The 9,557-nt window shown below is 69.4% G+C and carries 6 protein-coding genes; 1 reads left to right on the plus strand and 5 read right to left on the minus strand.

The window, feature by feature from the left end; genetic code table 11:
* Positions 1-6: 6 nt before the first annotated feature.
* Positions 7-474, plus strand: coding sequence for a 6,7-dimethyl-8-ribityllumazine synthase (locus NX1_RS10910; protein ID WP_068057280.1), 468 nt, complete (start codon positions 7-9; stop codon positions 472-474).
* 21 nt (positions 475-495) lie between these two features.
* On the opposite strand, the gene NX1_RS10915 is transcribed toward NX1_RS10910, so the two are convergent.
* The 5 genes from NX1_RS10915 to NX1_RS10935 all read right to left on the minus strand — a co-directional run bounded on the left by NX1_RS10915 (position 496) and on the right by NX1_RS10935 (position 9,403).
* Positions 496-1,950, minus strand: a complete 1,455-nt coding sequence (locus NX1_RS10915; RefSeq protein ID WP_068057282.1) for a neutral zinc metallopeptidase — start codon at positions 1,948-1,950, stop codon at positions 496-498.
* A 287-nt stretch (positions 1,951-2,237) separates the two neighbouring features.
* Positions 2,238-3,179 carry an endonuclease/exonuclease/phosphatase family protein gene (locus NX1_RS10920; RefSeq protein WP_068057284.1) on the minus strand — a complete coding sequence of 314 codons (942 nt, stop codon included), beginning with the start codon at positions 3,177-3,179 and terminating at the stop codon, positions 2,238-2,240.
* A 161-nt stretch (positions 3,180-3,340) separates the two neighbouring features.
* Positions 3,341-6,358, minus strand: coding sequence for a bifunctional [glutamine synthetase] adenylyltransferase/[glutamine synthetase]-adenylyl-L-tyrosine phosphorylase (locus NX1_RS10925; protein ID WP_068057285.1), 3,018 nt, complete (start codon positions 6,356-6,358; stop codon positions 3,341-3,343).
* 36 nt (positions 6,359-6,394) lie between these two features.
* Positions 6,395-7,735, minus strand: coding sequence for a glutamine synthetase family protein (locus NX1_RS10930; protein WP_068057287.1), 1,341 nt, complete (start codon positions 7,733-7,735; stop codon positions 6,395-6,397).
* 135 nt (positions 7,736-7,870) lie between these two features.
* Positions 7,871-9,403: an alpha/beta hydrolase gene (locus NX1_RS10935; protein WP_068057289.1), complete on the minus strand. Its 1,533-nt coding sequence runs from the start codon at positions 9,401-9,403 to the stop codon at positions 7,871-7,873.
* Between the last annotated feature and the right edge of the window lie 154 nt (positions 9,404-9,557).

Below are 9,557 nucleotides of genomic sequence, written 5' to 3' on the forward strand. Positions count from 1 at the left end.
CCGGTCATGGGAACCACATCGACCGGATCCGTCGCGTTCATCCGCGCCACCTGGCACAGCTCGATCGTCGGCAAGGCCCTGGAGGGCTTCACCGCCGAATACACCGACCTCGGCTTCGACCCAGCCACCATCGACGTCTTCGAGGTGCCGGGCGCGTTCGAGATCCCGCTGCACGCCAAGCGGCTCGCCCAGACCGGTGAGTACTCCGCGATCGTGGCGGCCGCGCTGGTCGTCGACGGCGGCATCTACCGGCACGATTTCGTCGCCTCCGCCGTGATCGACGGACTGATGCGCGTGCAGCTGGACACCGACGTGCCGGTCTTCTCCGTCGTGCTCACCCCGCACCACTTCCACGAGCACAGCGAGCACGTCGACTACTTCACCGGGCACTTCGTGACCAAGGGCGCCGAGGCCGCCCGAGCGCTGGCGACCACGCTCAGTTCGCTGCGCGCGCTGCCCGCCGCGGCCGAATAGCTCCGGCCGCGGCGGACCCGGTCACTTGAACTTGGTCATGCAGGCCTGCTCGCCGTCGAGCACGCCGGTGCGGAACGCCTCGAGCCGCTGGTAGCCGCTCTTCACCACCTTGCCGTCCACGTCGGCGGCGGCCAGCCCATCGGCGAGCAGTCCGGAGACGGCCTCGTCGAGGTCGTTCGCCGAGAGGCGGGGGTCGCTGGTCGGCTCGCTCAGCTTGGTGGTGAAGGCGCCGCTGAGGCAGGCGGTGCGCAGGCCCGCGGTCTCCGCACCGGTCAGCGAGAGCTTGCGCTCCTGCTGCACGGCGAGCATGTAGCGGGAGACGAACACGACGAACGCGTTGTAGTCACCCTGCACGACCGCGGACAGCGGCTCGCCGTCGCCGTCGAGCGGGCCGCCGCGCTCGGCCAGTTTCGGTATGTTCGTGCCGATCGTGTTCGTGCTGGGGCAGTACGAGACCGGTTCGGTGGCGGTCACCTTCGAGCAGTTGCGCACCACACCGGAGTAGTCGAACTTCGGTGCCGCGGCGAGCGGGAAGGTCTTGGCCAGCGCCTGGCTCACGCTGGTCAGCGAGACCTGGTCCACCGGAAGCTGCTGGCTCTCCTCGTCGTCCACCTCGAAGGTCACCGGCAGGTCGCCGCGACGCTGCTTGATCTCCTTCTTGTCGATCCTCTTGCAGGCCTCGGCGCCCTCGGTGTAGCCGAGTTGCACGGCGGTCACCCGCTCGAACGCCGAACCGTGCACGTTGTCGGGGTCGCTGGGATCGGTGTCGCGCACCGCGATGGTGGCGCCGAGCACGCCGTCCAGTCCGTCGGTCATGTTCATGGTGAAGTGCGCCGCGTCGCCCTCGGCGACATGCCGCAGGAAAACACCCGCCAGGCAGTCGGCCTGCTGCTCCTTGACCAGCGCGCCGGTGAACAGCCCGGCGATCTTGGCCTGCCCCTGGATGGCGTGCCCGTACTCGTGCGCGAGCACCATCACCACCGACATCGGGCCGTACTTGTCCTCCAGCAGCGGAAGCAGCACCCTGCGGTCCCAGCCGATGGTGTGGTCGAGCCCGCAGTAGGCCGCGTTGACCAGCTTGTAGGTGTCGGCCTTGCAGAATTTCACCGACTGCTCCTTGGGGGCGCGCGCGTCCCAGGAGATGTACTTGTCCACCGGCTTGAATGCGCCTGGAAAAGTCTTGGCGTACTCGACCTTCCAGTACTCCTCGATGTCGGCGATGGCGTTGAGGGCGAGCCGGTCGACCCGTCCGCCGTCGCCGTTCTCCGCCGTCAGCGGCGCGTCGGGCACGCCGGGACGCGGGCCGCTCGGGCCGGTGCTGGTCGCCGCGCCCGCCACCACCCACGGGTTGTCCGGATCGGCGGCGGTGACGCCCGCCGAGCTCGTCGTGGTCTGTGAGCTAGCGCAGCCCGTGAGCGCAGCGCCGACCACCGTCAGCACCGCGATCGCGGCGAACCGCAGCCGTTTGGTCCTCATCAGGTCTTCCTCCCCGGTCCTGCGGGCCCTCGCCCGCGCCGCCGCCGGACGGTGGTCTACCCACACCGCCGGTCGAGCGTTCACATGGTAATCGCTGACATCCCTACGCGCGTATCGCGTTGGGGCGCCCTCGGTTAGGCATCGGAGCCCACCACCGCCCAGGAATCGCGGCGCGCAACCACCTTCGCGCCGGGTGAATGCCACGCACACTCCGCACGCCCCACATAGGCATCGCCTGTGTGAGGCGTGGATTCGGGACGTGCGAACAGCACGAGGGTCCGCGCCGGTCAGGCCTCGAGCCGCAGCACGGCGAACACCGCGCGGTGATCCGATCCCGGGATGGACAGGCTCTCCATCTGTTCCGCGGTGCCGCCGGCGACCAGGATGTGGTCGATACCGATCACCGGTCCCCATGGCCGGTCGGTCGGATAGGTGGGCAGCGGGCCCGCGCCCGCGAGATCGGCGGCGGAGTCGAATCGGCCGCCGACCAGATCGCGGAAGGCCGAATGATCGCGTGTCGCATTGAAATCCGCGCCGACGAGTGCGGGACCGGCTTGCGCGTCGAGGATTTCACGGATCTGTCTCATCTCCGCGCTCCATGCGGCGAAATCCAGCGGCGGCGGCATCGGGTGGAAGGCGTAGACGGCGACCGGACCGCGCTGCGGGTGCTCCATCGTCGCCGAGAGATTCGCCATCACGAAGCCGTCGTATTTCCTGGTGTCGCGCAACGGGTATCGGCTGAAGATGCCGCTGCCCGATCCCCAGGTCCCCGGTTCCAGGTAGTGGTACGGGAGCTCGCCCGCCAGTTCTGTAGTGAGCCGCGCGGCCGCTTCGGACGTCAGCTCCTCGAGCGTGAGCACGTCCACGCGGCGCTCGCGCACCTCGCGCACCACCACGGGCAGGTCGGCGCCGCCGAACAGCAGATTCGACTGGAGCACCCGGATCTCCGGGCCGCTCGCGGCGCGCCCGTCCGCCACGAACAACGGCAGCTGCGTCCACAGCACCGCGACCGCGACGACTCCCGCGGCCGCCGCGCTTCGCCACCCCCGTGCGACGACGAACAACAGCAACCCGACCATCGCGCCGAGCATCAGATACGACGCCCCGGAAGCGACGAGCACCGGCATCTGCCGTTGCCAGGTGCTGAAATACAACACGACGCCCACGATTCCGACGGCCAGGGCGCACCACCCGAGACCGAGCAGCACCCGGTTCACCCATACACGCATGCGATCGACCCTAGGCGGGCTCGCCTGCGAAAAGCTTGCGCGGTCCATAACGCCACAGGATCCGCACAATTCCTCCACTCGCCGTCGCCGAACGCGCAGGTTCGCATCACTGTCGGCTGCGGTGGGCGTGACGGGGCATCCGCCGGCGGCGTAGGACGCGCTCAGCCCCCGAAGACGCGCTCCACCACCGCTTTCGCGCGCCGCGTGACGCGCATGTAGTTGTCGAGGAACTCGCTGCCGTCGTCGTTGCGCCAACCCGCCACTCGCGCGACCGCCGAGAGCAGGCGGCCGGGGCCGGGCAGCTGATCGGTGGCCTTGCCGCGCACCAGGACCAGGGCGTTGCGCGCCTCGGTCGCGGTGAGCCAGGCGTCGCGCAGCAGCGCGACATCCTCGGCGTCGAGCAGCTTCGTCTCTTCGATGACGTCGAGCGTTTCCAGGGTGGAGGTGTTGTGCAGCGCGGGCACCTCGTGGGCGTGGCGCAGCTGCATGAGCTGCACGGTCCACTCGATGTCGGCCAGGCCGCCACGGCCGAGCTTGGTGTGCGTCGCGGGGTTCGCGCCGCGCGGCAGGCGTTCGGCGTCGACTCTGGCCTTGATGCGCCGGATCTCGCGCACCGCCTCCGCCGAGACACCGCCCGCCGGGTAACGCACCTTGTCGATGACGTGCAGGAAGCGCAGTCCGAGCTCTTGATCGCCCGCGATCTGGTGGGCACGCAGCAGCGCCTGCACCTCCCACGGCTGGGCCCACTGTTCGTAGTAGGCGCGGTAGGCCGCGAGGGTGCGCACCAGCGCGCCGTTGCGTCCCTCCGGCCGCAGTCCCGCGTCGACATGCAGCGGCGGGTCTGTGCTCGGCGCGCCAAGCATCCGCTGCACCTTCTCGGCGACGCCGATGGCCCATTTCACGGCCTTGGTCTCGTCCTCGCCGGGACGCGGATCGCAGACGAACAGCACGTCGGCGTCGGAGCCGTAGCCGAGCTCCATCCCGCCGAGCCTGCCCATCCCGATCACCGCGAAGTCGGCGGGCGCTGGCGCTCCGCTCTCCGCCTCGGTCGCCCGGATCACCGCCGAGAGCGCGGCTTCCAGCACCGCCACCCACACCGACGACAGCGCCTGGCACACCTGCGGAACCTCGAGCATGCCGAGCAGATCGGCCGAGGCGACCCTGGCGAGTTCGTGCCTGCGCAGCGAACGGGCGGCCGCCACAGCGCGTTTCGGGTCCTCGTAACGGGACGCCGCCATGAGGATGCCGCGCGCGACGTCCTCCGGCTGCGGGACCAGCAGCAGCGAACCGCCGGGTCCGTCGGCGTACATGCGGATCGTTTCCGGCGCGTTGATCAGCAGATCGGGCAGGTATTCCGAGGAGCCGAGCACGATCATCAGCCGCTGCGCGATCGCGCCCTCGTCGCGCAGTTCGCGCAGGAACCAGATCTGATCGGCCAGCCCCTCCGACACCCGGCGGTAGGCGAGCAGGCCCGCGTCGGGATTCGGTGTGTCACCGAGCCATTCGAGCAGGGTGGGCAGCAGCAGCGCCTGGATGCGACCCTTGCGCGAGACCCCGCCGGTGAGCGCCTTGAGATGGCCGAGCGCGTTCTCCGGCGCCGCGTAGCCGAGCGCGGCCAGCTGCCGGACGGCGGCGTCCGGGCTCAGCCGCAGCGCGTCGGAATCCATCCGCGCCACCGCGTCCAGCAGCGGCCGGTAGAACAGCTTCGCGTGCAATCGCCGCACCCGCACCGCGTTCCGGCGGATCTCGGAGCCGAGCACGCCGACCGCGTCCTGCCTGCCGTCGGGACGGATGTGGGAGGCGCGAGCCAGCCAGCGCATGCCCTCCTCGTCATCGACCGCGGGCAGTGTGTGGGTGCGCTTGAGCCGTTGCAACTGCAACCGATGTTCGAGCAGCCGCAGGAATTCGTAGGAGGCGGTGAGATTCGCGGCGTCGTCCCTGCCGACGTAGCCGCCCGCGGCGAGCGCGGTCAGCGCCTCCACGGTGCCCTGCACGTGCAGCGACTCGTCCACCCTGCCGTGCACCAATTGCAGCAGCTGCACGGCGAATTCGACATCGCGCAGGCTGCCGTGCCCGAGTTTGAGTTCGCGTTCCCGCAGGTCGGCGGGCACCAGGTCTTCCACGCGGCGGCGCATCGCCTGCACGTCGGCGACGAAATCGGGCCGCTCCGAGGCGGTCCAGACCATCGGCATCACCGCGTCGCGGTACTGGCGCCCGAGCTCGAGATCGCCCGTCATCGGACGGTTCTTCAGCAGCGCCTGGAACTCCCAGGTGCGCGCCCACCGCTTGTAGTAGGCGAGGTGCGACTCCAGGGTGCGCACCAGCGCACCCTGCTTGCCCTCGGGGCGCAGCGCCGCGTCCACCTCGAAGAAGGCCAGACTGCCGACGCTCATCATCTCGGCGGCCAACCGGGTCGCGATCGCGTCGGCGGGTTCGGCGACGAACACCACGTCCACGTCGCTGACGTAATTCAGTTCGCACGCACCGCTTTTGCCCATCGCGATCACCGCGAGCCGGACCGGGACCCGACCGTCCTTGCATACCCGCGCGACCGCGACCGCGAGCGCCGCGGTGAGCGCGGCGTCGGCCAGATCGGTGAGATGCCTGCCGACCATCTGATACGGCAGCACCGGCTCGTTCTCGACGGTGGCCGCCAGATCCAGTGCGGCGAGCAGCATCAGCTGATCGCGATAGCGCCTGCGCAGCAGCGGCACCGCTTCCGGCCCCGCGATCCCCGCGCGGAACAGCAGCGCGTCCGTCCCCGACGCGTGCCCCTCTTCCGGCACCGCGTCGACGGCGTCGAGCAGGTCGGCGAGCACGTCCTCGCGCGTCGGCAGCGCGTCACGGCGCAGCAGCTGCCACGAGGCGGGTTCGGCGACCATATGGTCGCCGAAGGCGCTCGACGAGCCGAGCAGCGCGAAAAGCCTGCCGCGCAAGGACTTATCGGTGCGCAGTGCGGAATCGACTGCGGCCCAGTCGCTTCCGAGCCCTTCGCGGAGACGCATCAGGGTGCTCAGCGCCAGGTCGGCGTCGGGCGCCCTGGACAGCGACCAGAGGACCGGGATGCTTTCGACGTTGTCCCAGCCCAATTCGCGCAGCGAAGCCGCGGCCGTCGGCTCGAGCAATCCAAGCCGACCGACACCGGGGACAGCTGAGCGCGCAGACGGTGGCCGGACCATAGTCTTTAAACTACATGGCCGCGCCGCGCGCCCAGGTCACAGTCCGAGGTACTCCTTGAGCTCGAACGGAGTCACCTGGCTGCGGTAATCGGCCCACTCACGGCGCTTGTTGCGCAGGAAGAAGTCGAACACGTGCTCGCCGAGGGTCTCGGCGACCAGCTCCGAGCGCTCCATCGCCTGCAATGCCTCGTCCAGCGTGCCAGGCAGCTCGCGGAAGCCCATCGCGCGCCGCTCGGCGGTGGTCAGCGACCACACGTCGTCCTCGGCCTCCGGCGGCAGCGTGTAGCCCTTCTCGATGCCGCGCATACCCGCCGCGAGCAGCACCGCGAACGCCAGGTAGGGGTTGCAGGCGGAATCTGGGCTCCGGATCTCGACGCGACGCGAGGACGACTTGTTCGGCGTGTACATCGGCACGCGCACCAGCGCGGAGCGGTTGGACCGGCCCCACGAGGCCGCGGTCGGGGCCTCGCCGCCGTGGATGAGCCGCTTGTAGGAGTTCACCCACTGGTTGGTGATCGCGCTGATCTCCGGCGCGTGCTCCAGGATGCCCGCGATGAACGCGCGGGCGGTCTCGGAGAGGTTGATCGGGTCGTCGGGGTCGGCGAACGCGTTGTTCTCGCCCTCGAACAGGCTCATGTGCGTGTGCATCGCCGAGCCCGGGTACTGGGCGAACGGCTTGGGCATGAAGGTGGCCCGCACGCCCTCGTCGATGGCCACTTCCTTGATCAGATAGCGGAAGGTCATCACGTTGTCGGCCATGGACAGCGCGTCGGCGTAGCGCAGGTCGATCTCCTGCTGGCCGGGCGCGCCCTCGTGGTGGCTGAACTCCACCGAGATGCCCATCGACTCGAGCGCGTCGATGGCGTGGCGCCGGAAGTTCGGGGCCGAGTCGTGCACCGCCTGGTCGAAGAAGCCGCCGGAGTCGGCGGGCTGGGGCTGGGTGCCGTCCTGCGGGCCGTTCTTCAGCAGGAAGAACTCGATCTCCGGGTGCACGTAGCAGCTGAACCCGACATCGCCCGCCTTGTTCAGCTGCCTGCGCAGCACGTGGCGCGGGTCGGCCCAGGACGGCGAGCCATCGGGCATGGTGATGTCGCAGAACATGCGCGCGGAGTGCTGATGGCCCTTGCTGGTGGCCCAAGGCAGCACCTGGAAAGTGGAAGGATCCGGGCGGGCGACCATATCGGCCTCCGACACCCGGGCGAAACCCTCGATGGCCGACCCGTCGAAGCCGATGCCCTCCTCGAAGGCGCCCTCGAGCTCGGCGGGAGCGATGGCCACGGATTTCAGATAACCCAAGACGTCGGTGAACCAGAGCCGCACGAAGCGGATGTCCCGCTCTTCGAGCGTCCGCAGCACGAATTCCTTCTGGCGATCCATGTCCGCGAGCGTAAGCATCCGGCGTTAAATCCGTGTTACATCCGTGCTCGGGATTGCGTTTCAGGTGCGAGAGGGACTATCTGGAACGAAGTTCACCGTCGCCGCGGTGTGACGGTGAGCACTTCCGCCACACCGTCAGCAGGTCAGCCTCGGCTCGGGGACCTTCAGATCGACCAGGTAGGCGATCACCGCGGAGTCCAGGCACTCGTCGCCCGCCACCAGCGCGGCGGTGTGGCGGTTGCCCTGGAAGGTGATCAACGCGGCGTCCAGCTGGGCGGCCAGGTCGACGCCCGCCTGATACGGCGTGGCTGGGTCGTCGGTCGTCGAAACCACCACGACCTTCGGCAGGCCCGCCACGGAGATCCGATGCGGGTTGCCGCTGTTGGGCACCGGCCAGCTCGCGCACAGTTCCAGCGGGGCCTTACCGGTGCCGCGGCCGTCGTCCAGGAACGGCGCGGCCTTGCGGTACTCGGTGTCCTGCCGGCCCGCAACCGCGGGATCGGTGACCCGAGGGTCGTCGACGCAGCGGATGGCGTTGAAGGCGTCCTGGGTGTTGTTGTAGGTGCCGTCGTCGCGGCGGCCGTCGTACATGTCGGCCAGTTGCAGCAGGGTGTCGCCGCGACCGTCGCGCAGTTCGTCCAGGCCGAGGGTGAGCACCTGCCACAGGTCGTCGGAGTACAGCGTCTGGGTGACGCCGGTCATGGCGTCGCTGTAGCCGAGGCCGCGCGGGTCGGTGGTCTCGGCGGGCTTGTCCCAGAGCGGGTTCACCAGCTGGCGGAAACGCGCGACGGCCTGGGCCGGATCGGTGCCCAGCGGGCAGTCCGGTTCCTTCGTGCAGTGCTGGGCGTAGGCGTCGAACGCCGTCTGGAAGCCCGCCGCCTGGTGCAGCGATTCCTGCACCGGATCCTTCGACGAGTCGACCGCGCCGTCCAGCACCAGGGCGCGCACCCGGTCCGGGAACTGCTCCGCGTACAGCGAGCCGAGCTTGGTGCCGTACGAGTAGCCGAGGTAGCTGAGCTTCGGGTCGCCGAGCACCGCCCTGATCACGTCCATGTCCCGCACCACCTCGCGGGTGCCGACGTGCGCGAGCAGCGCGTCACCGCTGCGCTCGACGCACTTGTCGGCGTACTCCTTGTTCTCGGCCTCCGCGGCCGCGATGCCCTCGGGGGTGTTCTCCTCCGGACGCTCGGCGCGCTCCGCGTCGGTCTCCTGCGGCGTCAGGCACAGGATCGACGGCGTCGACGCGCCGACACCACGCGGATCGAAACCGACCCGATCGAAGCGCTCCGACAGGGGCGTGCGATTGGCGATCCCCGACATCGACAACCCCGCGACGCCCGGCCCGCCGGGATTCATGAGCAGCGACCCGATCTTCGCCCCCGACGCGGGAATCCTGCTCAACGCGATTTGCGCCGTCGGACCGTCCGGCTTCGCGTAATCGATCGGCACGGCGATCTTCGTGCACTGCGCGTTCGGCGGGAACCGGTCGTCCGGATCACCGAACCCATCGCACTCTCCCCACTGCGGCGTCTGCTGGTAGAACCGCTCCAACCCCTGCTCCGGCGCAGGCATCGGCCCCTTCGGCTCCGCTTGCTCGACGGTGCACCCCGCCGCAACCACGGCAAGCACCGCCGCCACCAGCACACCACGCCCACGCCGCCATCGCATGCTTCGATCCTGCCAGGAGGGGTACGCGGGACAGCCCGGTGCCTCGATTCGAGTAGTCCACTACGCGCAACAACGGCTGTGCGCGTCATAACAATGGCAAACGCTCGTAATCGAATCCGGGGCCGCGCGCCACTGTCGACGGAGGCGCGGCGAA

The sequence above is a fragment of the Nocardia xishanensis NBRC 101358 genome (assembly GCF_001613365.1).
GTDB lineage: Bacteria > Actinomycetota > Actinomycetes > Mycobacteriales > Mycobacteriaceae > Nocardia > Nocardia xishanensis.